The organism is Streptomyces sp. NBC_00328 (assembly GCF_036139655.1).
Taxonomy (GTDB): Bacteria; Actinomycetota; Actinomycetes; order Streptomycetales; family Streptomycetaceae; genus Streptomyces.
The window spans coordinates 4,772,499-4,798,923 of record NZ_CP108013.1; the positions used below are offsets into that span (position 1 = coordinate 4,772,499).

The following is a 26,425-nucleotide window of genomic DNA, read 5'->3' on the forward strand; positions in this document are numbered from 1 at the left end:
GTCTAGGACCATTCCGGTGGGCACCGCCCTGGGGAACGGTACGGCGGCCGGAGACCGGGCGGCGGCCTCCTACTTGAAGAAGGCGATCCCGTCGTCCGGCATGTCGTCGGGCAGGTCCTTCGCCCAGCGCTCGACGTCCTCGGGCGTGACGACCTTCTTCAGGTGCCCGGACATGTAGGGACGCAGCTCGACCTCGGGGGTCTGCTTCTCGCCGACCCACATGAGGTCGCTGTTCACATAGCCGTACAGGCGCTTGCCGCCGCTGTAGGGACCGGAGGCGGCGGTGCGGGCCACGGCGTCGGTGACCAGGTCGATCTGCGGCTTCTTGTCGGCCAGCGCGCCGTACCAGATCTCGACGACGCCGTCGTCGCGGGTCATCACGACCTCGACCTTGCGCTCGGCGTCGACGCGCCAGAAGCCGGTCTCCGTCTCCAGCGGCCGGACCTTCTCACCGTTCTCGTCGAGCACCCAGCTGTGCGAGCGGTACTCCAGGAAGTCCCGCCCGTCGTGCGTGAAGCTGACCTCCTGCCCGAAGTTGCACTTCTCGGAGCCGGGGAAGTCGTGGACACCGACTCCGGCCCACTCGCCGAGCAGGAAGACAAGGGGGACCAGGTCCTTGTGGAGGTCCGACGGGATCTCGATCATGAGCTGAACAGTTCCTTGGTGGGGGTCAGCGCTGGCCCTGGTACAGCTTCTTCACGGTCAGCGCGGCGAAGGCGAGCACGCCGACGCAGACCAGGGCCAGCAGGGTTTCGAAGAAGATCTCCACGCGGTGCTCCTCGGTGAGCGGAACGGGGTCCCCGCTCGGGCACAGCCGAGATGGGGGGAGTACACAAAAGCCGGGCCCCAGCTTACGCGGCCGGGGCCCGGCGCTCTCTTCCAGGTGGGCCCTGTCGGGGCCTTCACGCTCAGCCGAGCAGCTGGCTCTGCAGAACCACCGTCTGCTGGAAGGGGATCTCGGGTGCGGCACCCTTGCGGGACTGCACGACCAGGCCGAGGGTGTCCCCGGCCGCCAGGTACGCCTGCCTGACCTGCTCGGCGCCGTACGGCTTGGTCTCCGTGTACGCGTAGCGGACGATGTTGTCGCGCTGGGTGATGCCCGGGAAACTATCGTCGCTGTGCACGTCGGCCGCGCCTCGCAGCGCGAAGCTCGGGCTGTTCCAGTTGGTGAACTCGTCCCGCTGGAGCGCGTCTACGACCACCGCGGTGTCGAACCGGAGCAGGTAGATGCGGGTGTGCGTGCCGTCCGGGGTGGTCCACCCGCGGGCGGCGATGTGCCGCAGGGCGTAGTCGGTCAGCAGCTGGTCGATGTGATCGCGGTCGTCCTTCGAGGCGTACGCGGCGAGGAAGTCCTTCCTCGGCAGCCAGCCGTCCGCACCGCTCAGCGCCTTGTCTGCCTTCGCGCCCTTGGGCGCGGGCAGCAACAGCTTGCGCAGGTCGGCGTAGTGCACGCCGGCCTTGTTGGCCTCGGCGAAGGGACTCGGGCTGCCCGAGGGCAGCGGGGGCAGCTGGATCTCGGGGTAGGTCCAGCGGCCGTCGGACACGGTCGCGAGGCCCGGGACGTCGGTGCGCCGCATCTCGGTGATGCCGTACGTGGCGGCCGCGCAGGCCGTCGCGAACACCACGGTGGCCGCGGTCCAGCGCAGCACGGCCCGGAGGACCCGACGGTCCTTCTTCACCGGGGGTCCTGCCTGATCCGCCTGTTCTGTCGACCCCGCCGGTTCGGCCGGTTCCGCCTGGAGCGGTTCGGCCGGGGACACGACGGCTGCCGCTTCCGACGGCTCCGACAGGGGCGCTTGCGGAGCCGCTTCCGGAGCTGCTTCCGGTGCTGCTTCGGCGGACACCTCGGGGTGTTCTTCCGAAGCGACAGGCGTAGCAAGGTTCTCGGTCATACGGCTTCCCCCGGGTCCGTGATCCTGTCGAGCTGGGCGGCCAGGAAGCGGGTGACGGCGGGGCCGTCCAGCGGCTTGACGCCGGAGACGGTCACGCTCACCAGGACGTCTCCCGTGTACGCGGAGCAGACCATCATGTCGAGCTTCTCGGAACTGTCCTTGGGCGGCAGGAAGCAGCCGATGTTCTTGTGGCCCTCGACCTTCGGGCCCTTGCGGAAGATACCGAGCGCGTCGAGCAGCTGGATCTGCTTCGTCGAGATGTCCCGCACGGTCCGCTGGTTCGCCATCTGGGACAGCGTGACGCTCGCGGTGAAGGCCTTCTTGTAGTCGGCGCCGTAAGCCTCCGTGCTGAGGTAACTGCGCATCACCACGCCCTTGATGCGCTCCTTGTCGATCTCCTTCTCCAGCTGCCGCCGCTGGGTGCGCGGCAGGTCACGGAGCGACTCCTTGCGCAGCGCGGTGGCCTGACCACCGCTCAGTTCCGCGTCCGTCCCGAACTCGGCGAGGTCGGGGCCGCGCATGTAGGCGTCGCCGTAGGGCAGGAGCATGCCGGCGAGCCCGGTGGCCGCCTCGGCGTTCACGTCCTTGTCCTTCGTGGCCTTCGTCGCCTTCGGAAAACGCCAGGTGGGCTTCCCAGGATCACGGTCCGCCCCGTCCACGGTCACGACGGTGCAGCCGGCACCACCAAGCACCGCCGCGACCAGCAGGACAGCACCGGAGACGGCGGCGACACGACCGAGGCGCAACCGCCGCTTGGGTGCGACGGACTCGCCGACCGGCTCCCCAGGAAGCTCGGCGAGGGGGTCCTCGGCCGGCTTCTCGGCGAGGTCGTCGGCGAGGTTCCCGGCCGGCTTCTCAACGATGTTCTCGGTGGGCTTCTCGCCGATGTTCTCGCCGATGTTCTCGGCAGGGTTCTCGGTGGGCTTCTCGGCAGGGTTCTCGCTCACAGTCGTCCCACCTGCCGCTTGGCCAGATCCATGATCTTGTCCTTGGGGATCGGCTTGGTGTCGTAGATCCAGACCTCCATGGCGACGTCTCCGCGCCAGGCGTGTGCCTCCGCCGAGTAGACCGGGAGGTAGCCCGGCTTCGTCTCGGGCCGGGTGTGGACGTACGCCATGCCGTCCCCGGTGCCGGGGACGGACCAGCTCTTGGTGCCGGACTTCTTCTCCGCCCAGTAGTACCCGTTCTCGGCCTCCTCGGAGGCCTTGAGGGTCTCCTCCTGGCGGAACTGCACCAGGCGGATCTCCACGGAGTAGGTGCTGCCCTGATCCCAGGTGACGACGGCCACGCGGCGGAACTGGTCGGCGGTGAGGTCGGCGAAGGCGTCGACCGGTTCCTTGAAGGAGTCCGAGTACTCCGTCAGGTTCATCCAGCCGTCGTCGCCCGCCCAGTCGCCCGCCTTCGCGCCCTTGGGCCGGGAGATCAGCAGCTTGCGCAGGTCGCCGTCCGTCCTCACCCGGTGGTCCTGGGCGGCGGACATCGGTTCGGGACCGGGCCCCTTGGCCCGGGCCACCACCGGCTGCGACAGCGAGGGCAGCTTCGTGGGCTTGCGATCGGCCTGGACCAGATATCCGGCGCAGGTACCGGCGACGAGACCGAGCACGGCGGCCGTGGCGATGAGCAGCGTCGTACGACCGCGCCGACGGGGCCCGGGCCCTGACGGAGCGTCCGACGCCGTACCGGGATCGACGACCGGCGCGTCGTCGGGCGCGCTCGGTCTTTCCGGTGTTTCGGGTGCTTCGGGTACTACCAAGACGTCCCCCCACAGAACGTGAAGTGCGGATTCCGTATCCGCGCGCACAGGAGACCCATGGCTGGTACATGAGGTTGTACGGACGTTGATCACGATTCGGACTACCTCGGACTACCATGGCGGCCATGGCGAACAAGCTCGTGATCAAGGTGACGGCGGGGGCCGATGCCCCGGAGCGGTGCTCACAGGCGTTCACCGTCGCCGCGGTGGCCGTGGCCAGTGGTGTGGAGGTCTCCCTCTGGCTGACCGGCGAGTCCTCCTGGTTCGCGCTGCCGGGCCGCGCCGGCGAGTTCGAGCTGCCGCACGCGGCACCGCTGCCCGATCTGATCGACTCGATCCTGGCGGCCGGACGCATCACCCTGTGCACCCAGTGCGCGGCCCGGCGCGGCATCACGGAGAAGGACGTCCTGGAGGGCGTACGGATCGCCGGTGCGCAGGTGTTCGTGCAGGAGGCGATGGCGGACGGGACACAGGCGCTGGTCTACTGACCGCCGTTCCGCCGACAGGGGCGGCCCTGGTCGCCGTCGCGGTCCGCGCGCCGCTACTGACCCCGTCTGCGCCGCCCGCGGGTGTCCACCCAGAGACAGAAGGGGTGGCCCGCCGGGTCGAACAGCACCCGTACGTCCTCCTGGGGCTGATGCTCCGCGAGCCGGGCGCCCTGCTCCACGGCACGGACGGTCTCCTCGGCCAGGTCGTCGACCTCGATGTCGAGATGGAGCATCATCCGCTGGTCGCCGGGACCGGCGGGCCACACCGGCGGTGTGTAGAGCGGTTCGGTCTCGAAGGCGAGCGCGACCTCTCCGAACGGCGGGCCGATGAGCACCCAGTCGGGTTCCTCGGCCCGCACCTCGTACCCGAGCAGCCTCCGGTAGAAGCCGGCGAGTTCATGGGCATCGGGCGCGTCGAGCACCACGGTGGACAACCTCGTACGCGACATAGACGCTTTCCGCTCCTACTGCTGCCGCCGTTTCTTGCCGTCCAGCTCGTCCCACCACTCGTCGGACTTCGGGTCCCCGGACGGGTCGTCCCACCATCGGTCCTCGGGCCCCCGCCGGTTGGCCACCATCGCGGCCACCGGCGGAATCAGCATGGCCACCACGCACATGGCGACGGCCGCGGGGACCGACCACAGCCGTACGACTGCCCAGGCGAGGACGAACAGCACGACGCACGTCCCCATCATGGCGAAATACAGATGACGCCTGCGCGCGTACATACCACCAGCGTAGGCCCGGACAACCCGTCCGGCGCAGTACCGACGGGCCCCGGAGGGCCTGCGGGCACGGGGCGGAGCGCAGGCGGGAACGCAGGCCGGGGCACAAGGGCACGGCCGGGCGGGCGGCCGACGCGGGTGTCGCTCGGGCAAGCCGAAGGGCCGCACCCCGATCCGGTAAGCGTCCAACCCCCGGGGGTGCGGCCCTTCGGCCGTTCAGTCGACTGCCGTCATCGACGGCGGTCCGCCGTTCAGACGGCGATCGCGACCTCGGCGAGGCCGCCCGTCTGGGCGACGACCGTGCGGTCGGCGGTGCCACCGGGGACCAGCGCGCGGACGGTCCAGGTGCCCTCGGCCGCGTAGAAGCGGAACTGACCCGTCGCGGAGGTGGGGACCTCCGCGGTGAACTCGCCGGTCGAGTCCAGCAGACGGACGTAGCCCGTCACCGGCTCGCCGTCGCGGGTCACCTGGCCCTGGATCGTGGTCTCACCGGGCTTGATCGTCGAGGCGTCGGGGCCGCCGGCCTTCGCTCCACACATATTTCGATTCCGTCCTTCAGGCCTTGGGGGTTACTTGTTGGCGCCGAGCTCGATCGGCACGCCGACGAGGGAGCCGTACTCGGTCCAGGAGCCGTCGTAGTTCTTGACGTTCTGCACACCGAGGAGCTCGTGCAGCACGAACCAGGTGAGCGCGGAACGCTCACCGATGCGGCAGTAGGCGATCGTGTCCTTGGCGAGGTCGACCTGCTCGGCGGCGTAGAGCTCCTTGAGCTCGTCGTCCGACTTGAAGGTGCCGTCGTCGTTGGCGTTCTTCGACCACGGGATGTTGCGGGCGCTCGGGACGTGGCCCGGACGCTGCGACTGCTCCTGCGGCAGGTGCGCCGGGGCGAGCAGCTTGCCGCTGAACTCGTCGGGCGACCGGACGTCGACCAGGTTCTGCGAGCCGATCGCGGCGACGACGTCGTCACGGAAGGCGCGGATCGAGGTGTTCTGGGCCTTGGCCTCGTACGCGGTGGCGGCGCGCTCGGGGATCTGCGAGCCGTCGACCAGGTCGCGGGAGTCGAGCTCCCACTTCTTGCGGCCGCCGTCGAGCAGCTTCACGTTCTCGTGGCCGTAGAGCTTGAAGTACCAGTAGGCGTAGGACGCGAACCAGTTGTTGTTGCCGCCGTAGAGGACGACCAGCGTGTCGTTGCCGATGCCCTTCGACGAGAGGAGCTTCTCGAAGCCCTCCTGGTCGATGAAGTCACGGCGGACCGGGTCCTGGAGGTCCTTGGTCCAGTCGATCCGGATGGCGTTCTTGATGTGGTTCTTCTCGTACGCCGAGGTGTCCTCGTCGACCTCGACGACCGCCACGTTCGGGTCGTCCAGGTGGTCCTGGACCCAATCGGCGTCTACCAGGACGTCGCTGCGGCTCATGCTCGTTCTCCTCCGGGGCAGTTGCGGCGGGGTGGTGCGTTTGGAGAGGGTGCGCGGTGCGGTGCTGCATGCCGGTGAGGGCTGCGCGGCGCAATCGTGGCCCGGACAAGAGAGGTCCAGGGGCCCGGCTCGCGGAAGACGGAAACGCTTCCGCTCAGAAGGTGCGACAGAGCATGGCGGCGACGCGGCACAGGTCTACTGCCCGCCGCTTCGTGAGGTCCGCCTGTCGCTTCATGGGTCCGATCGTAGGGACGGACAGGCGGGCATGTCACCGGTGTGTCGGATGCTGAGACGCGATCGTCCGCACTGTGGAACGAGAAGGCCCCCGGAGCCCGTCCCGCACGGATTCCGGGGCCCCGGGCCGGTCTCCGTCTCGGCAGTCCATCTGCGGTACGGACGGGGCCGTCTCGCCTTTCGGACAACACCCCGCCGGAGGCGCCTCCCGCCGGTCCGGACCGGCCCTGACCGGCCGCTCACTCAGCCATCCGACCGGCGGCACACTCGCCCATCTGCCCCGCGGCACACCCACGCCGGCCCGGACCTGCGGCACACCCACGCCGGCCCGGGCCGCTCAGACCGTCACTCCGCCCCGGACGGGACCGGTCGGCCGGAACCTTCGAACCGCTGACTTCGAACCGCTGCCTGCGACCCCGCCGGTCCGGTCGAGCCTTCTACCCCACGAGCCTGACGTCCGAACCCTTCACCGAGATCTCGACACCGTCCGGAGCCGCCTCGACCTTGTCGAGCTTGATACCGCCCGGCAGTTGTTCGATCTTCTGCTGGAAGTCGGTGATCGAGCGGATCCGGCCCTCGGCGAGCTGGACGCCCAGCTTGGGCAGGGAATCGGCGTGCACCTTCACGGTGCCGCCGGAGACGCTGAGGGAGCTGAGCACCGAGACCGGCTCGGACAACTTCTTGCCGAAGACGGTCGCCGAGACGGTCACCTTGATCTTGCCGTTGCCGCCGTCGGAGAGGCCGATGATCTGGGCCTTGACGCCAGGCGCCACCTCCACGGGCTCGGGCTTGGCCGCCTTGAGCAGCTCGGCGTACGAGATCGACGCGGTGCCGGTGGCACTGCCGGCGGTGGCGGAGCTGTAGTCGCCGCTGAAGGCGACACCGTGCATCTCGGCGTCGAGGTCGTCGATGCGGATCGTGCCCGTGGCGGAGCCCGTGCCGCCCGTCGACGCCTCGTAGTCGTTGATGCCGATCTTCACGTCGTCGAGTTCGCCGCCGAGGACCTGGGTCAGGAAGGGGAAGCCCTCGATGGACACGTCGGGGGTGACGGTGAGGCCTTCCGTGCTCTTGATCCGGTCCGCCGCCTCGTCCTCCGCGAACCCGACGGCCACCCGGTCGGCGAGCACGAACAGTCCGCCGAGAACGACTAACAGAATCAGGGATATTCGCAGTGCGCGCATGCTCGTTGTTCCCCCACATGGGACGGCCCCGTCTGGACGGCCGAGTGGCCACCGAACGCGAGCCTAACCCCGAAGGGCCCCCGAATCGGGGGCCCTTCGAGGTGGTTGTCGATCACCTGTGACGAAATTCGAGCGGCCGCACGACCGCAACCGGCCGCCCGACCGGCCGGTCAGCCCAGCGCCCGGCCGAGCAGGTAGACCGCCGGAGCGGCGGCGGCCAGCGGCAGCGCCACACCCGCGGTGAAGTGGACGAAGCGGGACGGGTAGTCGTAGCTCGCCACCCGGTGCCCGATCAGCGCGCAGGCACCCGCGCCGAGGCCGAGGAAGGCGCCCTGCGTTCCCAGGTCCGTCATCCCGCCGACCGCGATGCCGGCGCCCGCGGCGGCCAGCAGCGCGACGACCACGGAGGCCGCCGTGGGCAGCGGCAGCGCGCGGGCCAGGATCGCCGCGGCGACCGCGGCCGCGCCCACCGTGACGGCGTCCGGCTCGGCCGCCAGATGACCGGCCGCGATGATCGACAGCGCCGCGGAGACGACGGTCGCCATCAGGCCGTACATCCGGGTGTCCGGGTCGGCGTGGCTGCGGAGCTGGAGCACGAGGGTCAGCAGGACCCACACGCCGAGGGTGCCGAGGATCGCGGCGGGCGCGTTCTCCCGGCCGGCGACGAGCAGCGCCACGTCGGCGGTCACCGCGCCCAGGAACGCCAGCGCGATGCCCTGCCGGGCGGGCCACATCCCGTTCAGCCGGAACCAGCCGGCCGCGGTGACGGCCTGGAGCAGGACGAGCGGCACGACGAGCGCGTACTCCCCGATCGCCGCCGTCCCCGAGAGCAGCAGCGCGAGCAGCGCCGTCAGCGCGGCCGGCTGGAGGCCCGGCTCGATGACCGGCGACCGTCCCTCGGCGCGGGCGCGCTGCGCGTCGGTGATCCGGCTCTGTCCGGTGACCGTCGCGGGTCCGTAGGCGACGTCGGCCTCGCTCACGCTCTCGGGCGGGGTCCCGCCGTCACGGAGCGTCCCGCCGGGGCGGGACGGGTCGGCCGGTCCGTCGGCGGCCGGAGCGTGGTCCGGGTTCCACGGCTGCGCCGGAGCCTCGGGCGGCAGGGCCGCCCCCGCGACGCCGCCGTACCCCTGGGACTCGCCGTAGGTCTGGTAGCCCTGCGGAGGCAGGTACGAGCTGTCGGCCTCCTGGACCGGTGCCTGCGCCTGGGTCTCCCAGGTCCGCCCCTCCCACTGCTGGGTGTGCTGCGGCCAGTCGGCGTGCTGCTGGGGCTCCTGCGAGGGGTGCCCCTGCGGTTGCTGATACGGGTCGTATCCCTCGCGGCGACCCTCGTACGGCTGGTTGCTCATCGTCTCGCTCACCCTCCTGCGAACGGCGGGAGCACCTCGACCGTGCCGCCCTCGGCCAGCCGTACCGTCTCATGCCCGCGGGTCCCCACGGGATCACCGTCGATCAGGAACGAGCATCGCCGCAGGACGCGGACGAATTCGCCGGGGTGCCGTTCGCGGGCCGCGTCGAGCGCCTCGGCGAGCGTGCCGGCGTCGTACGGCTCGTCGCCGACGCCTGCCGCGGCCTTGGCGGCGGCCCAGTAACGCACCGTGCCCTTTGCCATCTCGTTCCTCAATCAGCGATCTGGTGTGCTCTTGTGTGTGGTGTCCGCGCACCTGTGCGCGTGGACCCCGCCAGGCTAGTTCCTGTCGTCAAATTCCCGCATGGGCGGCGCCCCAGCCCGCGATACGGCTGAGCAGGCCGTCGGCGGCGGCGTTCTCCGCGTGCCCCATGCCGTGCTCCAGCCACAGTTCGGCGTGCCCGCCGGAGGCGTCGGCCAGCATGCGCGGGTGGTCGACCGGGAAGTAGCCGTCCCGGTCGCCGTGGACGATGAGGAGCGGGGTCGGCGCGATGTGCGGGACGCACTCGACCGGGGACGCCGGCACCGGGTTCCAGTCCCGGTGGTGGATACGGGTCCGCAGACCGACCCGGCCCACGATCCGGCCCGCCGGACGGGTCACCAGCCAGTGCACCCGTCGCATGGGGGCCGTACCCCGGTAGTACCAGCGGGCCGGCGCGCTCACCGACACCACCGCGTCCGTACGCGCCTCCGTGCGCCCCTCGTGCTCCAGGCCGGGCACCGGCTCACCACCCGCGGGTTTCCCGCCGTAGAGCGCCGCGTGGCGCAGCACCACCGAGCCGCCCATCGAGAAGCCGACCGTCACGATCCGGGTGTGCCCGAGTTCACGCGCCCAGGCGACCGCCGCCGCCAGATCGTGGACCTCACGGTCACCGACCGTGGAACGGCCGCCCGATCCGCCGTGACCGCGGAAGGAGAAGGTGACCACCGCCCCTTCCCGGGCGAGGACGCCGGCCGCGCGGCGGACGTGCGGACGGTCCAGACCGCCCGTGAATCCGTGTGCGACGATGAACGCAAGGTCACCGGAAGACTCCGCTCCGGGGTCGTACGCCGCATCGATCGTCACACCGTCGACCGTGCGCAGAAACGTCCGCGAAGGGACGCGTGACGTTGTCTCAAGGCGTGGACTTTTGAAAGATCGCGTCACTTGACCTGCCGGACCTGAGCTCATGTGGGCTATTCTGCTGGGCATGAGGACTCGGGCAGAGTAGCCCCCGGGTCCTTTTGTGCTTTCGGAAGCGTTGTATACGAAGCGGGAAACCGCAGGTGTACGGGCCGCCAAGGCGCAGCGGATCCTGGAGGCGCGGGAGCCGCGAGTACCGAGCAGTGCCGCAAACGTCCTCGCAGGGACCGAGGAGGAACCAGACGTTATGGGCGAGCGAACCGTGCACGAAGGCAGGACGACCCGAGTGGGTGAGGCTCGATGAGCTCTCTTCTGCTCCTGACCAACGCCCTTCAGCCGTCGACGGAGGTGCTTCCCGCTCTCGGCCTGCTGCTGCACAACGTGCGCGTGGCGCCGGCCGAAGGCCCGGCTCTCGTCGACACCCCCGGTGCCGACGTCATCCTGATCGACGGACGCCGTGACCTCCCGCAGGTGCGCAGCCTGTGCCAGCTCCTGCGCTCCACGGGACCAGGCTGTCCGCTCGTCCTCGTCGTGACCGAGGGCGGCCTCGCGGCCGTCACGGCCGACTGGGGCATCGACGACGTCCTCCTCGACACGGCGGGCCCCGCCGAGGTCGAGGCACGCCTGCGGCTCGCGATGGGCCGCCAGCAGATCGTCAACGACGACTCCCCGATGGAGATCCGCAACGGCGACCTCTCCGTGGACGAGGCGACCTACAGCGCCAAGCTCAAGGGCCGGGTCCTCGACCTGACCTTCAAGGAGTTCGAGCTCCTGAAGTACCTCGCGCAGCACCCGGGCCGCGTCTTCACCCGCGCCCAGCTCCTCCAGGAGGTCTGGGGCTACGACTACTTCGGCGGTACGCGGACGGTCGACGTCCACGTACGGCGGCTGCGCGCGAAGCTCGGACCCGAGCACGAGTCGCTGATCGGAACCGTCCGGAACGTCGGTTACCGATTCGTTACCCCGGAGAAGGTGGAGCGCGCCGCGGACGGGGCGAAGGCCAAAGCGGCCCAGCCAAAGCCGGAGGATGCGGACGAGACGGCGCGCACGGACGCCGCCGCCCCGGCGCAGGCCGCCGTGGAGCCGCAGGAAGCCGCCGTACGCCCTGCCCAGAGGTAGGTCAATCCGCGTAGACTCCGCGCGTGGCCAAGGTGACTAGGGATGATGTAGCGCGACTGGCGGGTACGTCCACCGCCGTCGTCAGCTATGTCATCAACAACGGACCCCGGCCGGTCGCCCCGGCCACGCGCGAGCGCGTTCTCGCCGCGATCAAGGAGCTGGGGTACCGGCCCGACCGGGTCGCCCAGGCCATGGCATCGCGGAAGACCGAGCTCATAGGACTGATCGTGCCGGACGCGCGCCAGCCCTTCTTCGGGGAGATGGCGCACGCCGTCGAACAGGCCGCCGCCGAGCGCGGGAAAATGGTCCTGGTCGGCAACTCCGACTACATCGCCGAGCGCGAGGTCCACTATCTGCGCGCCTTCCTCGGCATGCGGGTCTCCGGACTGATCCTCGTCAGCCACGCGCTGAACGACCACGCGGCCGCCGAGATCGACGCGTGGGACGCCCGCGTGGTGCTCCTCCACGAGCGCCCCGAGGCGATCGACGACGTCGCCGTCGTCACCGACGACATAGGGGGCGCCCAGCTCGCCACCCGGCACCTTCTGGAGCACGGGTACGAGTACGTGGCCTGTCTCGGCGGTACGGCCGAGACCCCCGCCGTCGGCGACCCCGTCTCCGACCACGTCGAGGGCTGGCGCCGTGCCATGCAGGAGGCCGGCAAGCCGACCGAGGGACGCCTCTTCGAGGCCCCGTACAACCGGTACGACGCCTACAAGGTCGGCCTCGAACTGCTCGCCGGACCGCACCGGCCGCCGGCCATCTTCTGCTCCACGGACGACCAGGCGATCGGTGTCCTGCGCGCCGCGCGCGAGCTGCGCATCGACGTGCCGGGTCAGCTCGCGGTCGCCGGGTTCGACGACGTCAAGGAAGCGGCCCTGACCGATCCTCCTCTGACAACGATCGCATCGGACCGGCCGGCGATGGCCCGCGCGGCCGTGGATCTCGTACTGGACGACGGGCTGCGGGTGCCCGGCTCCCGCCGCGAGCGGTTGAAGCTGTTCCCCTCGCGCCTGGTGACACGCCAGTCCTGCGGCTGCGAGTAAGCCCCTCCGGGGCGGCCTGCCGCCCCGCGCACCGCACGTGCGGACCCCGCGAACGGACACCACGTGCGGACACCACACACGGACGACAGCGGAGATCCCCGCGCCCCTGAGGGGACGCGGGGATCTCCGTGTGCCGCGACAGGTCTGGCGGGACCTAGAACAGCAGGTTGTACTGGTTGAAGCCGGTGCCGAGGCTCTTACGGGTGCCGAAGAGGCTGCTGGAGGCCTTGCCGGTGCCCGGGTAGAGCCAGAGCGTGCCGCCCGAGTCGCGGGCGATGACGTCCGCGGTCCCGTCACCGGTCACATCGCCGTTGGCCACGTACGAGGTGAAGTTCCAGCCCGTACGGGCCTGGATGCGCGCGGAGAACGGGGTCTTCTCGACCTGCGTGCCCCGGTAGAGGTACAGGACGCCCGAGCTGTTGCGGACCAGCAGGTCGGCGCGGCCGTCGCCGGACAGGTCGCCGTGACCGAAGATCTTGACGTTCTTCCACGCCCTGTCGACGATCTTGACGCGGCCGTAGAACTGGCCGGTGCCCTTGCCGGGGTAGAGGTAGACCGACCCGTCCGCGTCCACCGCGACCAGGTCGGGGCGGGCGTCACCGGTCAGGTCGCCGGGGACGGCGTACGACTTGTAGCCGCCCCACACCGAGCTGATCTGCATCCACTCGAAATCGCCCGAGCTGTGGTTCAGGTAGCTGCGGTAGAGCTTGCCGTCGCCCTTGTCCCGCATGATCAGGTCCTGGTAGAAGTCCCGGTCCAGATCGGCCTGGAGGACCCAGCTCGCGTTCTGCCAGCCGTTGCCCTGGTAGGCGCGGGCGGCGAGGGAGGTGCCCTTGCTGTCCTGCTCGAACAGACCGCCGGAGGGCGTGCGCTCCAGCAGGTCGGCGCGGCCGTCGAACGTCAGGTCCGCGTCGTCGATGCGGGGCTGGGCCGCCCAGGTGTACGAGGACACCTTGGTGAACACCGGGTAGGCGCCCTTGGCGGTGCAGCCGGAGACGCCCCACGAGACGATGCCGACGATCTTGCCGCCGAACATCACCGGGCCGCCGGAGTCACCGTTGCACGGGCTCTTGGTGCCCTCGTCGACACCGGTCGCCGGGGTGCCCGCGCAGAACATCGAGCCCTCGATGAAGTCGTCCTCGCCGAGGACGGTGTTCATCGCGCTGTTGCAGGTCGAGTCCGACACCAGCGGCAGGGTGACCTTGCGCAGGTTCGCCGACAGGTCGGCGTCCGCGGCGCCCGAGGTCAGGCCCCATCCGTAGACGGTGGCGGAGTTGCCGGCCTTGTACGAGGCGCTGTCGCCCGCGGCCACCAGCTTCGCCCACTGATTCTCCAGCGGACGGTCCAGGGTGAGGACGGCGACGTCGTTCTGCAGGGTCGAGCCGTCGAAGTGCGGGTGGTTCCACTGGCGGTAGACGCCCGCGACGGTGCCGTTGGTGTCGTCCAGCAGACCGGTGGCACCGGCGACGACCGCGCCGTTGTCCGCCCAGTCCAGACCGGCGACGCAGTGGGCCGCGGTGAGGACCTTGTTCGGGGCGACGAGGGTGCCGCCGCAGAAGTAGCCGGTCCCCGCCGTGCTGTCGTAGTAGGAGAGCTGGACCATCCACGGCGCGGAGGAGATCGTCGTCTCGCTGCCGCCGATGATGAACGGCGTCTTCTTGGGCGCCGTTCCGGGGGTCGCCTGGGTCTTGGCGGCCTCGACGACGCGGTGGCGCAGCTCCTTGTCGGAGGCGGTCGGCGCGGGCGCCGCGGTGGACTGGGCGACGCTCGCGTCGGGCAGTCCGGCCGGGTCACCGGCCGCGGAGGCGGGCTGTGCCGCGAGGGCGCCGGCGCAGGTCAGCGCCAGCGCGAGAGCGGCCGTCGGCAACGCCGTGGCGGGGCGTCTCCAGCGGTCGCGCAGGGCAGGTATCACTCAGGACTCCTGGTGTGGGTGCGTGTTGCTTCTCGTCAGAGGCCCGAGAAGGGCGTACGACGCACCGGCCCGACCGTCGACGGCAATCGCTTGCATCGACATCGGGCGTAACCGCGGAGCCCCCCTCCGGCCCCGGAATCGTAGGCCTCACCGATCTCTGGGCCACGGTCTTCACAACGGTCGGAAGAGTGTTCGCCCCCGGCGTTCCGGGACATCACCCGAACGCAACCCGCCGTTCGCCGGGGAGAGGCGAGACCACACACGGTGCACGGCCGGATACGCGGCGAAGCGCGGCGAAAATCCCGGCGGAGGCACACCCCGAGGGGTCACGGCGAGGGGTCACAGGCAGCCCTGGCGGTGCCCACAGAAGTCTCACGGCAGGCTCACGGAAAGCGCCTTTATATAGGGCATACGAGGTTCTGTCGGGCTTCTCAGGGGCCACTCAGGGAGCTCTCATGATCGGGGGACAAGCTTTTTTCATGACCGAGAGCTTCCGCCGTAGCGGCGAGTACCCCCAGGGCGACCACCACGGGTCCGCGTACCCGGAGCAGCAGTCGCACGCCTCCTCCCCCGTGAACCCCGAGTGGCCGCCGCCCCCGGCGTACGACCCGGGCGCGCCCGTCCACGTCGAGCCGGGCACCACCGTGTGGCCGGGCTCCGGTCACGGCGGCAGCGGCGGGCACGGCGGCCACACCCCGTACGCCGGCCACCCCGGGCCCGACCCCGCCGGCACCACCGCCGTGTTCGCCACGGTGGGCGCCGGCCACCCCGAGCCCCCCGCCGACGCGACCGCCCGGCGGCGCGCCAAGGGTCCGTTCGCCCTGCTCGCCGCAGTGGCGATCGTCGCGGCGGCGATCGGCGGCGGTACCGCGTACGCCTTCCAGGAGCTGACCGGCAACGACACCGTCGCCACCTCCAGCACCACCAGCGCCAACGTGGTGCCCACCAGCCAGCGCGGCACGGTCTCCGGCGTCGCCAAGGCGGTCAGCCCGAGCATCGTCGAGATCAGCGCGACCTCGAACGCGGGCTCGTCCACCGGCTCGGGCGTGATCATCACGACCGGCGGCGAGATCATCACCAACAACCACGTCGTCTCGGGCGCCTCCCCGATCAAGGTGCAGCTGAACAACGGCAAGTCGTACGCCGCGAGCGTGGTCGGCACCGACAGCAAGAAGGACCTCGCGCTGATCAAGCTGGACAACGCGCCGTCCGGTCTGAAGCCCGCGACACTCGGCAACTCCGACGGCGTCCAGGTCGGCGACCAGGTCGTCGCGATCGGCTCCCCCGAGGGCCTGACCGGCACCGTCACCAGCGGCATCGTCTCCGCCCTCGACCGGGACGTGACCGTCTCCACCGACGAGAGCCAGGGCCAGCAGCAACAGCAGGGCGACGGCAACGGCCAGTGGCCGTTCGAGTTCGGCGGCCGGCAGTTCAACGGCGACACCGGCTCCTCCACGACGACGTACAAGGCCCTCCAGACCGATGCCTCGCTCAACCCGGGCAACTCCGGCGGCGCCCTCATCGACATGAACGGCAACATCGTCGGCATCAACTCCGCGATGTACTCGGCCGCTTCGGACTCCTCGTCGTCCTCGTCCAGCGCGGGCAGCGTCGGCCTCGGCTTCGCCATCCCGATCAACACCGTCAAGTCCGACCTGGCCACGCTGCGGGCCGGCGGTTCCGACAGCTGACCCGGAGGTCGCCATGATGATCAAGAGCTTCCAGCACACCGCGTCGGCCGCCGGCCCGGCCGGATTCGGCGTCGCCCTGGCGGTCGCCCGCGAACTGCACCCGCCCGTCCGGCGCGCCCCCGAACTGGCCCCCGCCGTGTCCAGGCCCGCCCAGCGCCGCACGTCCGGCCGCCGCCGTACCGTACGAAGCTGATCCATTCCGGGACAGCCAGGAACGTGCGAGGCTGAAAACACCGGATCACACCCCATCCCACCCGAGGAACCCGACGCCCATGAGCTCCGCCGAAGGCGACCGTGACACCCAGCGCATCCTGATCGTCGACGACGAGCCGGCCGTGCGCGACGCACTCAAGCGCAGCCTCGCCTTCGAGGGGTACGACACCGAGATCGCCGTCGACGGCGCGGACGCCCTGGAGAAGGCGACGGCCTACCAGCCCGACCTGGTCGTCCTCGACATCCAGATGCCCCGCATGGACGGCCTCACCGCGGCCCGCCGGATGCGTGGCGCGGGCACCACCACGCCCATCCTCATGCTGACGGCCCGGGACACGGTCGGCGACCGGGTCACCGGGCTGGACGCCGGGGCGGACGACTATCTCGTCAAGCCCTTCGAGCTCGACGAACTCTTCGCCCGCATCCGCGCGTTGCTGCGGCGCAGCTCGTACGCGGCATCCGCGGGCGCGGTGGTCGAGGACGACGCGCTGACCTTCGGCGACCTGCGCATGGACCTGTCGACGCGCGAGGTCACCCGTGCGGGGCGCCCGGTGGAGCTGACCCGCACCGAGTTCACCCTGCTGGAGATGTTCCTGGCCCACCCGCGCCAGGTCCTCACCCGCGAACAGATCCTGAAGGCCGTCTGGGGCTTCGACTTCGAGCCGTCGTCGAACTCCCTCGACGTCTACGTCATGTACCTGCGCCGCAAGACGGAGGCGGGCGGCGAGCCGCGCCTGGTCCACACGGTGCGGGGCGTGGGGTACGTGCTGCGGTCCGGTGGCGCGGAGTGATGCAACGCTTCAGGTCTCTGCCCCTGCGCTCACGCCTGGCCCTCCTGGTGGCGGCGGCGGTGGCGTTCGCGGTGGCGGCGGTCTCGGTGACGTGCTGGTTCATCGTCCAGCGCAAGCTGTACGACGAGCTGGACGTCCAGCTGCGGTCCTCGGCGGCCCGCCCGCAGGGCAGGAACATCGCCAGCACCATCACCAACTGCGGCAACTCCGCGGACGACCCGTCCGGCCAGACACCGCCCGACGCCAGGGGGTTCCAGGCACAGTCCGAGTCCTACCTCCAGCTGATCACGGCGGACGGTCAGTCCTGCGTCGCCCCCTTCTCACCGGGCAAGATCGAGATCACGGGCACCGACACCGACTTCGCCAAGAACCCGGTCGCGAACCATGGCACCTTCCGCGACGGCAGCGACACCAAGGGCAACCCGGTACGGGTTCTGACGGTCCCCCTGACCTACGTCAAGCCGGACGGCACGACGACGATCCACCCGGACGCGGCAACGATGTACGGCGTCCCGCTCAAGGGCACCAACGCCACCCTCAACGAACTGGCCCTGGTGCTGCTGCTCGTCGGCGGCATCGGAGTGGTCGGCGCCGGGGCCGCCGGGCTCTGGGTCGCGCGGGCCGGGCTTCGGCCGGTCGACGAACTCACCGAGGCCGTCGAACACGTCGCCCGCACCGAGGACCTCACCATCCGCATCCCCGTGGACGAGGAGAGCGACGACGAGATCGCCCGGCTCTCCCGTTCCTTCAACTCGATGACCGCCTCCCTCGCGACCTCGCGCGAGGTACAGCGGCAGCTCATCGCCGACGCCGGACACGAGCTGCGCACGCCGCTCACCTCCCTGCGCACGAACATCGAACTCCTCACCCGCAGCGAGGAGATCGGCCGGCCGATCCCTCCGGCGGACCGCAAGGCGCTGCTCATCTCGGTGACCGCGCAGATGACCGAGCTGGCGGCACTGATCGGCGACCTTCAGACGCTGTCGCGATCGGACGCGGGACATCCGACCGACCGGGTGGAGGTCGTGGCACTCCAGGACACCGTGGAAGCGGCCCTGCGCAGGGCCCGGCTGCGTGGACCGGAGCTGACGATCACGGCCGACCTTCAGCCCTGGTACGTCCGGGCGGAGCCCTCCGCGCTGGAGCGGGCGATCGTGAACATCCTCGACAACGCGGTGAAGTTCAGCCCTGTGGGCGGAACGATCGACGTCCGGCTGAAGGGCGGCGAACTGACCGTACGCGACCACGGCCCCGGCATCCCCAGCGAGGAACTCCCCCACGTCTTCGACCGATTCTGGCGTTCCCCGGACGCGCGAGCCCTCCCCGGTTCGGGCCTCGGCCTGTCCATCGTGGCCCGCACGGTCCAGCAGTGCGGCGGCGAGGTGACGCTGAGTCCCGCGGAGGGCGGCGGCACGATCGCGGCCGTACGCCTTCCGGGGGCTTCGACGGCCCCGCCCGACACGCCCTGACCCGCTCTCCGGCGCGAGCGAGCCCCCACCCGCTGACGGGTGGGGGCTCGCTCGTCATCGGCCGACGTCCGGACCGGGCCGCTCCGGTCCGGCGGACGAGCGCCGGACCGGTCGGCGGTTGCGGCTACTTGACGATCGTGATCCGGTCCGCCGCGGGGACCGGGTACGGCGTCGCGGCCGAGGAGTTGGCCGTCAGGTAGGCGCCCAGGGCCGCCAGGTCGTCGCCGCCGACACGGACGTTGCCGCCCTTGCCGAGCTCGGCGAAGCCGTCGCCGCCGCCCGCGAGGAAGGAGTTCATCGCGACGCGGTAGGTGGCGGCCGGGTCGATCGCGGTGCCGTCGAGCTCGACCGAGTCGGCGACGACCCGCGCCGCGCCGGTCTTGGTCAGGTCGAGGGTGTAGGTGAGGCCCTTGGAGATCTGGAGGATCTTCGGGGATGCCTCGTTGGCGCCGCTGACCTGCTGCTGGAGCGCGGTGATCACCTGGGCGCCGGTGAGGTCGACCAGGTTGACGGTGTTGGCGAACGGCTGGACCGTGTAGGCCTCTCCGTAGGTCACCACACCGTCTCCCTCACCACTGCTCGCGGTGTAGGTGAGTCCGGCGCGGATGCCGCCCGGGTTCATCACCGCGAGGTCGGCCTCGGGGTCGACGGACTTGGCGTACGCGAGCTGCGCGTCGGCGATCAGGTCGCCGGCCTGGGACTCGGTGCCGGTGTTGGCGATGTCGCCCGCGATGTAGCCGAGGGGACGCGAGGCGACCGGCGCGGAGAGCGCCTTCCACCTGGTGACCAGCGACGTCATGTCGGCGGCCTTCGCGACATCACGGGTGACCACGTGGTTCGCGGACTTCACCGCCGTACGGGCGATGTCGCCGGTCCAGCGGTCGTACGTCAGGGTCGTGTCCGTGTACAGCCGGCCGAAGGAGGAGGCCGAGGTGACCATGCGGGGCCGGCCCGCCGGGTCGGGGATGGTACACGCGTACGCCTGGTGGGTGTGGCCGGTGACCAGCGCGTCCACGGCCGGCGTGACGTTCTTGGCGATGTCGACGATCGGCCCGGAGATGCCGTCCCCGGCACCGGGGCTGTCGCAGTCGTAGTTGTACGCCGTCGACGCGGGCGCCCCGCCCTCGTGGATCAGCGCGACGATCGACTTCACGCCCTGGCGCTGGAGCACCTTGGCGTACTTGTTGATCGTCTCGACCTCGTCGCCGAACTTCAGGCCCTTGACGCCCTCGGCGGACACGATGTTCGGTGTGCCCTCCAGCGTGACGCCGATGAAGCCGACCTTGACGCCGTTCTTCTTCCACACCCAGTAGGGCTTGAGGATCGGCTTCCCGCTCTTCTCGTCGGTCACGTTCGCCGCGAGGTAGGGGAAGTCGGCGCCGGTGAACTTCTTGCCGCCGTAGCAGCCGTCCGTCGGGTGGCAGCCGCCCTTCTGGAGCCGGGCCAGTTCCTTGGCGCCCTCGTCGAACTCGTGGTTGCCGACCGAAGTGACGTCGAGGTCGAGGCCGTTGAGCGCCTCGATCGTCGGCTCGTCGTGGAAGAGGCCGGAGATCAGCGGGGAGGCGCCGACCATGTCACCGGCGGCCGCCGTGATCGAGTACGTGTTGCCCTTGCGGGCGTTGCGCAGATGCGTGGCCAGGTACTCGACACCACCCGCGTCGAGGGTCTTCGTCGTGCCGTCCGCCTGAAGTTCCGTGACCCGGCCCGAGGAACCGGTCGGCGGCTCCAGATTGCCGTGCAGGTCGTTGAAGGACAGCAGCTGGACGTCCTGGTAGCGGCCGCTGCCGTGGTGGTGCGACGGTGCCGGCTTGTCCTGGTGCGCACTCGCCGGGACCGCGGCGGCCAGCGCCCCGACGGTGGCGAGACCGGCGGCGGCCGCGAGGAGTCGATGCGTGCGTCTGTACCGGATCGTGGGCGGCATGGTTCCCCCTGGAGAACGGTGAAGGCCGAAACGGTGTGCCGTGCGTGAGCCGAGCGAGTGGTGCGGGTGGTGCCTGCCACGGGTGCTGTGCGCACCGTGTGCCGGCTGATGAACAGCCGTCGCTTTGCACGCACTTTAGGATCAACGCGCGTAGCGCGAAAGAGGGTTAGGGGTTACACCTTGGTTGCCATCAGCACACCGAGAGTCGACAACCGCGTCACCGCAGCTCGTCGGGGGGCGTTGCCCGCGACCCCCTGCCGCGATCCGCTGAGGCCCGCTCCGGCCTCCTCGGTCCAGACCCGCTCCGCCCTCCCCGGCTCGTCCCTCCCGCCACGATCCGTGTCCGCGTCGCCCAACTCCTCGTCCCCCCATCGCCGAGCCGTACCCTCGTATCCATGACCAGCGACGACGCGGCACCCTTCGCCCTCTCCCGCTCCATCGAGACCTACTCCGTGCTCTCCCCGGACCAGGCCGAGGACGTGCTCCAGCTGCTCGCCCAGGCCGCTCGGGCCGATGGACAGCAGGCCGTGTCCGAGCAGGGCCGCCTCCAGCTGAAGGGCGGGGGCCGTGAGGGCGTGCGGCATCTGCTGCTGACCGTCGGCGACGAACTGGTCGGCTACGCACAGCTGGAGGACACCGACCCGGTCGAGGCCCCGGCCGCCGAACTGGTCGTCCACCCGGCACACCGGGGGCACGGCCACGGGCGGGCGCTCGGCTCGGCGATGCTCAACGAGTCCGGGAAGCGGCTGCGGGTGTGGGCGCACGGCGGTCACTCCGCCGCCCGGCATCTCGCACAGGTCCTGGGCCTCACCCTCTTCCGCGAACTGCGCCAGATGCGGCGCCCGTTGGAGAACCTCGCCCTGCCCGAGCCGAAGCTGCCGGAGGGAGTGACCGCCCGGACCTTCGTGCCGGGCCAGGACGACACCGCCTGGCTCGCCGTGAACGCCGCCGCCTTCGCCCACCACCCCGAGCAGGGCTCCCTCACCCAGCGCGACCTGGACGACCGGATGGCCGAACCGTGGTTCGACCCGGCCGGCTTCTTCCTCGCCTTCCGGGGCGAGGAGCTCGTCGGCTTCCACTGGACCAAGGTGCACGCCGAGGAGGGGCTGGGCGAGGTGTACGTCCTCGGTGTGCGCCCCGGCGCCCAGGGCGGCGGGCTCGGCAAGGCCCTGACCACGATCGGACTGCGCCACCTCGCCGCGCAGACCCTGCCCACCGCGATGCTCTACGTCGACGCCGACAACAAGGCGGCGGTCTCCGTCTACGAGCGTCTCGGCTTCGTCACCCACGAGACGGACCTCATGTACCGCACGGAGTCCTGAGCCCCCGGCGCGCGAGCGCCCTCCGGAGGCCGAAGTCAGCGGCGGGCGAGGACGGTTGTCCGGCGTCGCCGCAGGGGTTCGCCCAGGGAGCGGGCCCCCGCCAGCACGACCACGACCAGGACGGCCGCCCATCGTCGGTGCGCGTCGTCCCAGTGCGGGTCGGACGGGCCGACGAAGAGCTCCCAGCGCGCGGGAAGCAGTACCGCGGCGGCGAAGAAGGCGCCCACCAGTCCGGCGGATATCGCGATCCCCGGTTCGGTGGCCCCCGAGTGCCGCACGGCGACGAGCCCGGAGGTCAGCGCGAGGGTCATGACAGCGGCCGCTTCCAGGGTGATCGCGCCCATCGGGGGCCGTCCCTCGGCGGGTATGAGGAACAGCGCGGCCGTCCAGCACACCGCCATGAACGGTACGACGAGCACCAGCCGCAGCCCCGTCCGCACCGGGCGTCTGGTCGGCACCGTGGCCGTGGTGTGCCGGGCCGGGTCGTCGAACAGGAACGCCAGTCCCAGGCCGAAGGCGAGGGCGGCGGCCCGCAGCAGGTTGAGACACAGCCACGGGTCCGGTTCCTCGGAGACCGTCCGGGAGGATGCGGCCAGCATCAGCCCGAGGACGGCGCCTGTCATCACGGCCGACCGGGGCAGACCGCGCCACACCGGGCGGACCAGGGCGCGGGCCATGACGTGCGTGGGTGGGGGCCCGGCGGGTTTCGTGAGGCCCTCGGTGGAAGCCGCTGTCATCGTCTTCACTCCTCCTCGCACGAGCCGCTCCCCGAGTCCGCCGCGGTCCCCTTGCCTCCGGCCGGTACGCCGAGCAGTTCGGCCACCCGTGCCGTGGACGTCTTCGCGGACGTCAGTTCCGACCAGTGGGCCTTCACCTTCGCGGCGACGCTGTAGTGCGGCTTCTGGAGCAGTTCGCGCACGACGGTGGTCTGCTGAGCGGACATGGAGAGGGAGTTCGTGGGGGCCAGCGCGACCGCGGAGCCCTTGATGCTGTCGTCGAGCCGGACATCGCGGAGGGACTTCATCGGGTCCGGTTGTGTGCTCAGAGCCAGCCACATCGTGGTCACCACACGGGCGTCGCACATGGTGCCGGCGGCGTCCTCGGTGCCCGCGACCAGGACCGAGGCGACACCGACCGCGAACTCGGGAAGGCGGTTGCCGCCCCAGCGCGTGCCCACGGTCACCGTTCCCGGCGTGGTGGAGGGGGTGATCGCGGCATCGCTCTGAAGGCCGTAGCGGGCGTCGATCCACTGGCGCACGGTCAACCGCTCGCCTCCGGCCGAGCCGCCCGCGCGGGACTGGATGCGGTCGACCGCCTCGGCCCAGTCGGCGGTGCGGCCGGTCCACTCCGGGAAGGCGCAGTACGTGGACCGTCCGTGCCGTACACAGGTCTGTTCCTTCTGCGGGCTCACGGACGCCTTGGTGCGGGCCGCGATCAGCGAGGCCGGCTCGTCCGGGGACTGCCCGGCCACACCGACGGCCGTCGCGGCGAGGGCGAGAACGGTCACCGACGTGATCAGCCTCGTCCGTCCGCCGCTCACCAGCAGGGCGACGCAGAACAGCAGGACCACGAGGCCCGTCAGATAGAGCGCGTGCCAGGCGGCCGGGCGGCCCAGCAGGACGGAGGGGAAGGGGTCGGCCCCCTGGTCCTCGACGACCGGTCCGAGCCAGCGCACCCAGTGCGTTCCCTGGGTGAGCCCGGAGACCAGGGTGGTGAGGACGAACGCGCCGATCACGAAGGGCGGCGCGACGAACCCGACCGGTATCACCCGGGCGAGCAGGACACCGAGGACACCGGCCAGAAGGACCAGCAGCGGGCCCACGAGCAGTTCGGCGGGTGAGCCGTGGCCGACGGCGCCCGGCTTCAGCGCCGCCCAGGTGTACTGGAAGCCGACGACGAGCGCCGTGATCGCGCCGAGGGGCAGGACGGACAGCGCGTGCGCCGCCGTACGCCGCCAGTGCTCCATGGGCAGGATGTCGAAGTGCTGGTCGGTGCGCTGTCGGCGGGACCGCAGCACGGCGCGGTTGACGCAGACGAACACGGCGATGGCGAGCAGCAGGGGTGCCGACTGGGTGGAGCGGTCGACCTCGTGGAGGACCGGGAAGTCGTCCATGCCCTCACGGCCGGAGAACATCTTCCAGCCGGTGTAGCCGACGTACAGCGCGAGGAAGACCAGGACCGGGATCTGGAGCAGCAGTTCGCGTGCTTCGAAGCGGGCGAGTGCCAGGACCGCGGCCGCCCGGGACACCTGGACCTCGGCGGACGGCTCCACCCCCGTGGGAGCCGTCCGCCTGACCGTGTCGGTGGTGCTCATGCGGCCACCTCCGCGGCCTTGGTGTCGAGCGTGAGCAAGTAGCCGTCCTCCAGGGTCGGTTCGAGGAGGTCGGCGCCCTCGGGCGGATCGCCGACATTGCGGAAGGCGCCCGTGCCCGTACGCCATCCGGCTCGGGCGGACGGATCGCGTTCCGTGCTGCTCCACACCCGGCCGGCCGCTCGCTCGGTCAGCTCCGCGGGGGTGCCCTCGAAGCGGATACGGCCGGCGTCCATGACGATCACGCGGTGGCAGAGCATCGCGACGTCCTCGGTCTGGTGGGTGGAGAGCAGGACGGTTCGGCCTTCTCCCGCCTGTGCGATCAGTTCCCGGAAGCGCATGCGCTGTTCGGGGTCGAGGCCGACCGTCGGTTCGTCGAGGACGAGGAAGCCGGGGTCGCCGATCAGGGCGGCGGCCAGTGCGACCCGTTGGCGCATGCCGCCGGACAGCCGCTTGATGCGCTTGCCCCGCACCTCGGACAGGCCGACGCGGTCCAGGACGCGGCGCACCTCGCGGTGCCGGGCGGTCCGGTCGGTCAGCTCCTTGAGGATCGCCACGTAGTCGACGAACTCGAAGGCGGAGAAGTCCTGGTGGAAGCCGGGCGTCTGCGGGAGGTAGCCCAGCGCGCGTCGCACGTGCAGGCGTCCGGCGGTGGTGCCCGGGTCGTGGCCGAGGACCGTGAAGGAGCCCCGGTCGGCGGGCACGGCGGTGGCGAGGACCCGCAACAGGGTGGTCTTTCCGGCGCCGTTGGGCCCGAGGAGTCCGGTGACTCCTTCCGCGAGGCGGAGGGAGATGTCGTCGAGCGCGAGCGTGCCGCCGAAGCGGAGTGTCAGCCCGGAGGCGGAGACGGTGGGGATCATGCTGCGTTCCTGTCGGTGAAGTCGGTGAACGGGAGGCGCGACGCGTCGAACCGGTCCCGCGCGAGATAGAGGAGTACGGCGGCCAGTGCCGCGACGGCTCCGGAGACGCCTTGCCCGGCCGCGGTGAACGGGGCGAGCGTGGTGTCGGACTCCGAGGTCGCCCGGGCCACGGCCAGCAGGCCGACCCAGCCGCCGCCGACCAGCGAGGGGGCGAGGACGGGACCGAGCCGGGAGCTGAGCGCGAGTCCGGTCGCGGTGAGGGCGAGGGCGGGCAGCAGCCAGGCCAGAGCGTGCAGTCCGTAGGAGGGGAGGGCTAGGGTCGCGAGGCCGCTGAGCCCCAGGCACACGGTCAGTACCGCGACCGTGCGGATCATCAGCAGCCGGAAGCCGTGCAGGGGTGAGACCACGGCCATCTCGTACGTCGGGTCGATCCCCGGGCCGTAGGACACCGCGACCCCGGCGAGCGGGAGCAGCGGCGCGAGGGCCAGGAAGAGGATGGGCGTGGTCCCGGCCCGCACCGCGTCGGCCGCGACCACGGTCATGGTCAGGAGGGCGCCGATCGCGCACAGCCAGGAGCGGCGCAGGGCGGGGGAGGCGGTCAGCAGCCGTGCCGTGTGGTCGGCGACGCCGAGCCGGATGAGCAGCCATTCGGCGGGGCCCGGCCGCGGGGCGTCGAGTTCGGCGTCGAGCCGCTCCCACCCGGCGTCCAGGGCGACCGGGTCGCTGATCGCGGCCAGTGTCTCCCGGCACCGCGCGCACGCGGCGAGGTGGGTGTCGGCGGACCACAGGAGGGGTGCCGTCAACTCGCCCCGGACGTAGGCCCGGAGGTCTTCCTCCGGCACGTGCCAGGTCGTACGGCTGTGACCGTTCATCTCGTCGCCATCGCTTCCGTGACGGTCGTCGCTCATGCCAACGCCTCCCGCAACTGCTTGCGCGCACGCAGTGCCCGCGTCTTGACCGTGCCCGGCGGAATGCCGAGCAGGACGGCCGCTTCCCTGGTGGTGAGTCCGTCGATCACCGTGGCCTGGAGCACCGCCCGGAGTTCGGGCGAGAGTCTGGTCAGCGCGCCCGCCAGGTCTCCGTGTTCGACGCCTGCCAGCACGCGCTCCTCCGCCGAGGCTTCGTCGCGGTGCCTGAGCCGGGCCAGCGCGTTGCGGAGCCGGCCGCGCGCGCCGTCGCCGCGCATCGTGTCGACGAGGCGCCGTGAGCCGATGCGCCACAGCCAGCCGGCCGGGTCGCCCTCCTCGCGGTAGCGGGCGGTGCCGCGCCAGACCGCGAGGAAGGTCTCCTGGACGACGTCGTCGACGATCCCGGCGTCGGCGCACCGGCCGCGCAGCCGCGCGGTCAGCCATGGCGCGTACCGCCGGTACAGCTCTTCGAAGGCGCGACGGTCCCCGTCCGCCGCGATGGCCCGCAGCAGCTCTCCGTCGCTTCTCGTTTCCCTCACACCCCCTCATCGGACGAGCCCCGCCGATCGGTTCACACATCGGCCGGGAATTTCCGAACGCGTCGCACACCCGCCGGACAGCCTGATCCGCCGAAGGATCCATCACG

General features: G+C 70.9%; 28 protein-coding genes. 8 read left to right on the top strand and 20 right to left on the bottom strand.

From position 1 onward, the window contains the following. Positions 1–69: 69 nt before the first annotated feature. The 4 genes from OG485_RS20830 to OG485_RS20845 all read right to left on the bottom strand — a co-directional run bounded on the left by OG485_RS20830 (position 70) and on the right by OG485_RS20845 (position 3,645). Positions 70–645, bottom strand: coding sequence for an FABP family protein (locus OG485_RS20830; protein ID WP_328669828.1), 576 nt, complete (start codon positions 643–645; stop codon positions 70–72). A 263-nt stretch (positions 646–908) separates the two neighbouring features. Next, positions 909–1,790, bottom strand: a complete 882-nt coding sequence (locus OG485_RS20835; protein WP_443048930.1) for a hypothetical protein — start codon at positions 1,788–1,790, stop codon at positions 909–911. A gap of 98 nt (positions 1,791–1,888) precedes the next feature. After that, a complete protein-coding gene (locus OG485_RS20840) occupies positions 1,889–2,839 on the bottom strand; it encodes a hypothetical protein (protein WP_328669830.1) in 951 nt (316 codons plus the stop codon). Then, positions 2,836–3,645: a hypothetical protein gene (locus OG485_RS20845; protein ID WP_328669831.1), complete on the bottom strand. Its 810-nt coding sequence runs from the start codon at positions 3,643–3,645 to the stop codon at positions 2,836–2,838. Before OG485_RS20845 ends, OG485_RS20840 begins: the two co-directional genes overlap by 4 nt. 125 nt (positions 3,646–3,770) lie before the next feature. Here OG485_RS20845 and OG485_RS20850 point away from each other — a divergent pair, with 125 nt between their 5' ends. Continuing rightward, a complete protein-coding gene (locus OG485_RS20850; protein WP_328669832.1) occupies positions 3,771–4,133 on the top strand; it encodes a DsrE family protein in 363 nt (120 codons plus the stop codon). Positions 4,134–4,186: 53 nt separating this feature from the next. Here the strand turns inward: OG485_RS20850 and OG485_RS20855 are convergent, their stop codons facing one another. The 9 genes from OG485_RS20855 to OG485_RS20890 form a co-directional block, all read right to left on the bottom strand. Next, positions 4,187–4,582, bottom strand: coding sequence for a VOC family protein (locus OG485_RS20855; RefSeq protein ID WP_328669833.1), 396 nt, complete (start codon positions 4,580–4,582; stop codon positions 4,187–4,189). Between the two features lie 15 nt (positions 4,583–4,597). Beyond that, a complete protein-coding gene (locus OG485_RS20860; RefSeq protein ID WP_328450930.1) occupies positions 4,598–4,861 on the bottom strand; it encodes a DUF3099 domain-containing protein in 264 nt (87 codons plus the stop codon). Positions 4,862–5,109: 248 nt separating this feature from the next. Continuing rightward, entirely contained in the window at positions 5,110–5,397 is a 288-nt protein-coding gene (locus tag OG485_RS20865; RefSeq protein WP_054232391.1) for a DUF1416 domain-containing protein, read from the bottom strand. Positions 5,398–5,427: 30 nt separating this feature from the next. Continuing rightward, entirely contained in the window at positions 5,428–6,273 is an 846-nt protein-coding gene (locus OG485_RS20870) for a sulfurtransferase (RefSeq protein WP_328669834.1), read from the bottom strand. Positions 6,274–6,427: 154 nt separating this feature from the next. Further along, complete coding sequence (locus tag OG485_RS44040; protein ID WP_350310325.1) at positions 6,428–6,508, bottom strand: putative leader peptide; 81 nt, start codon at positions 6,506–6,508, stop codon at positions 6,428–6,430. A gap of 436 nt (positions 6,509–6,944) precedes the next feature. Continuing rightward, positions 6,945–7,688 carry an LmeA family phospholipid-binding protein gene (locus OG485_RS20875; protein ID WP_328669835.1) on the bottom strand — a complete coding sequence of 248 codons (744 nt, stop codon included), beginning with the start codon at positions 7,686–7,688 and terminating at the stop codon, positions 6,945–6,947. A 170-nt stretch (positions 7,689–7,858) separates the two neighbouring features. Further along, the gene (locus tag OG485_RS20880; RefSeq protein WP_328669837.1) at positions 7,859–9,034 is read right to left on the bottom strand and encodes a hypothetical protein; all 1,176 of its coding nucleotides are present in this window, start codon (positions 9,032–9,034) and stop codon (positions 7,859–7,861) included. A gap of 8 nt (positions 9,035–9,042) precedes the next feature. Continuing rightward, a complete protein-coding gene (locus OG485_RS20885; RefSeq protein ID WP_037622382.1) occupies positions 9,043–9,297 on the bottom strand; it encodes a MoaD/ThiS family protein in 255 nt (84 codons plus the stop codon). A gap of 88 nt (positions 9,298–9,385) precedes the next feature. After that, entirely contained in the window at positions 9,386–10,264 is an 879-nt protein-coding gene (locus OG485_RS20890; RefSeq protein ID WP_328669839.1) for an alpha/beta hydrolase family protein, read from the bottom strand. Positions 10,265–10,516: 252 nt separating this feature from the next. Here OG485_RS20890 and OG485_RS20895 point away from each other — a divergent pair, with 252 nt between their 5' ends. Both OG485_RS20895 and OG485_RS20900 read left to right on the top strand, forming a co-directional pair. Then, positions 10,517–11,335: a winged helix-turn-helix transcriptional regulator gene (locus OG485_RS20895; protein WP_326786971.1), complete on the top strand. Its 819-nt coding sequence runs from the start codon at positions 10,517–10,519 to the stop codon at positions 11,333–11,335. 23 nt (positions 11,336–11,358) lie between these two features. After that, positions 11,359–12,381 (top strand): LacI family DNA-binding transcriptional regulator, encoded by a 1,023-nt coding sequence (locus OG485_RS20900; RefSeq protein WP_328669842.1) that lies wholly within the window; start codon positions 11,359–11,361, stop codon positions 12,379–12,381. 154 nt (positions 12,382–12,535) lie between these two features. Here the strand turns inward: OG485_RS20900 and OG485_RS20905 are convergent, their stop codons facing one another. Further along, the gene (locus tag OG485_RS20905; protein ID WP_328669844.1) at positions 12,536–14,293 is read right to left on the bottom strand and encodes a trypsin-like serine protease; all 1,758 of its coding nucleotides are present in this window, start codon (positions 14,291–14,293) and stop codon (positions 12,536–12,538) included. 479 nt (positions 14,294–14,772) lie between these two features. Between OG485_RS20905 and OG485_RS20910 the strand changes: the two genes are divergently transcribed. The 4 genes from OG485_RS20910 (at position 14,773) to OG485_RS20925 (ending at position 18,457) form a co-directional block, all read left to right on the top strand. After that, positions 14,773–15,984: a S1C family serine protease gene (locus OG485_RS20910; RefSeq protein WP_328669846.1), complete on the top strand. Its 1,212-nt coding sequence runs from the start codon at positions 14,773–14,775 to the stop codon at positions 15,982–15,984. A gap of 13 nt (positions 15,985–15,997) precedes the next feature. Next, the gene (locus OG485_RS20915; protein ID WP_328674863.1) at positions 15,998–16,177 is read left to right on the top strand and encodes a hypothetical protein; all 180 of its coding nucleotides are present in this window, start codon (positions 15,998–16,000) and stop codon (positions 16,175–16,177) included. Between the two features lie 79 nt (positions 16,178–16,256). Continuing rightward, positions 16,257–16,988 (top strand): response regulator transcription factor, encoded by a 732-nt coding sequence (locus OG485_RS20920; protein WP_328669849.1) that lies wholly within the window; start codon positions 16,257–16,259, stop codon positions 16,986–16,988. Continuing rightward, a complete protein-coding gene (locus OG485_RS20925) occupies positions 16,988–18,457 on the top strand; it encodes a HAMP domain-containing sensor histidine kinase (RefSeq protein WP_328669851.1) in 1,470 nt (489 codons plus the stop codon). The genes OG485_RS20920 and OG485_RS20925 overlap by 1 nt, the downstream gene beginning before the upstream one ends. Positions 18,458–18,581: 124 nt before the next feature. Here the strand turns inward: OG485_RS20925 and OG485_RS20930 are convergent, their stop codons facing one another. After that, entirely contained in the window at positions 18,582–20,378 is a 1,797-nt protein-coding gene (locus OG485_RS20930; protein WP_328669853.1) for a bifunctional metallophosphatase/5'-nucleotidase, read from the bottom strand. A 395-nt stretch (positions 20,379–20,773) separates the two neighbouring features. Here OG485_RS20930 and mshD point away from each other — a divergent pair, with 395 nt between their 5' ends. Then, positions 20,774–21,700 carry a mycothiol synthase gene (gene mshD, locus OG485_RS20935; RefSeq protein ID WP_328669855.1) on the top strand — a complete coding sequence of 309 codons (927 nt, stop codon included), beginning with the start codon at positions 20,774–20,776 and terminating at the stop codon, positions 21,698–21,700. Positions 21,701–21,735: 35 nt separating this feature from the next. On the opposite strand, the gene OG485_RS20940 is transcribed toward mshD, so the two are convergent. Genes OG485_RS20940 through OG485_RS20960 form a run of 5 tightly spaced genes read right to left on the bottom strand, consistent with a single transcriptional unit; the run spans position 21,736 to position 26,318 of the window. After that, the gene (locus OG485_RS20940) at positions 21,736–22,437 is read right to left on the bottom strand and encodes an ABC transporter (RefSeq protein ID WP_328669857.1); all 702 of its coding nucleotides are present in this window, start codon (positions 22,435–22,437) and stop codon (positions 21,736–21,738) included. Positions 22,438–22,442: 5 nt separating this feature from the next. Beyond that, complete coding sequence (locus OG485_RS20945; protein ID WP_328669859.1) at positions 22,443–24,014, bottom strand: ABC transporter permease; 1,572 nt, start codon at positions 24,012–24,014, stop codon at positions 22,443–22,445. Beyond that, on the bottom strand, positions 24,011–24,871 hold the full coding sequence (locus OG485_RS20950; protein WP_328669861.1) for an ABC transporter ATP-binding protein: 861 nt from the start codon (positions 24,869–24,871) through the stop codon (positions 24,011–24,013). Before OG485_RS20950 ends, OG485_RS20945 begins: the two co-directional genes overlap by 4 nt. Then, positions 24,868–25,779 carry a zf-HC2 domain-containing protein gene (locus OG485_RS20955; protein WP_443048735.1) on the bottom strand — a complete coding sequence of 304 codons (912 nt, stop codon included), beginning with the start codon at positions 25,777–25,779 and terminating at the stop codon, positions 24,868–24,870. Before OG485_RS20955 ends, OG485_RS20950 begins: the two co-directional genes overlap by 4 nt. After that, positions 25,776–26,318 carry an RNA polymerase sigma factor gene (locus tag OG485_RS20960; protein WP_326786961.1) on the bottom strand — a complete coding sequence of 181 codons (543 nt, stop codon included), beginning with the start codon at positions 26,316–26,318 and terminating at the stop codon, positions 25,776–25,778. The genes OG485_RS20955 and OG485_RS20960 overlap by 4 nt, the downstream gene beginning before the upstream one ends. Positions 26,319–26,425: the final 107 nt, after the last annotated feature.